Origin of the sequence: Pseudomonas sp. LJDD11, from assembly GCF_024584215.1 — a bacterium.
GTDB lineage: Bacteria > Pseudomonadota > Gammaproteobacteria > Pseudomonadales > Pseudomonadaceae > Aquipseudomonas.
This window is the reverse complement of record NZ_JANJFL010000083.1, coordinates 1-679: the sequence shown is the minus strand read 5'-3', so window position 1 is coordinate 679 and position 679 is coordinate 1. Positions and strand designations below refer to the sequence as shown.

Genomic DNA, 679 nt, shown 5'->3' with positions numbered 1-679 from the left:
GAGACTCGAAACCCTCACCACGTTGCTCTGTCTGCTGTTTCTTCCTGCCCTGTGCGCTGCTGCCAACAAGACCGTCTACGGCCTGAACGAATACGCCAGACTCACCAACATTGACCTTGAGGTCGCAGCCAAACTCGACACCGGCGCGAAGACCGCATCGCTGAGTGCGCGTGATATCAAGCACTTCAAGCGCAATGGCGAGAACTGGGTCAGGTTCTACCTGCCCACCGACACCAGCCACGCCCACCCCACCGAACAGCCCCTGACGCGCACCACCCAGACCAGGCGGCGAGCCGGCGATGTCGACCCGGACGACGAGAAAAAGTACAGCGCAAGGCCGGTGATCAACCTCGATATCTGCATGGGTGAAGTTTTACGCACCATAGAAGTGAACTTGACCGACCGAAGTGCTTTCCAATACCCGCTTTTGATTGGCTCCGATGCACTCAAACACTTCGATGCGCTGGTCGATCCAAGTCTCAAATTTGTGGCGGGCAAGCCCGCCTGTGCCTCCGTCGTTCAAAACGCAGAGTAAATACATGCGCTCTCTTACACTCCATCTGAAAATCCTGATCACGCTTCTGGTGACACTCGGCATCGCGATCACGGCCTATCAGATTGTCATCCTCCGCATCCCGCTGACCGAGGACGGGACTGGCAAACTGCGGGAGATCGACGC

2 protein-coding genes are annotated in these 679 nt (G+C 57.3%); both read left to right on the top strand.

Annotation, left to right across the window (positions count from 1 at the left end; all coding sequences use genetic code 11):
- The coding region (locus tag NRB16_RS28845) for an ATP-dependent zinc protease (protein WP_257107558.1) at nt 1-535 on the top strand (535 nt) is incomplete at its 5' end.
- A 4-nt stretch (nt 536-539) separates the two neighbouring features.
- The coding region (locus tag NRB16_RS29915) for a hypothetical protein (RefSeq protein ID WP_373568523.1) at nt 540-679 on the top strand (140 nt) is incomplete at its 3' end.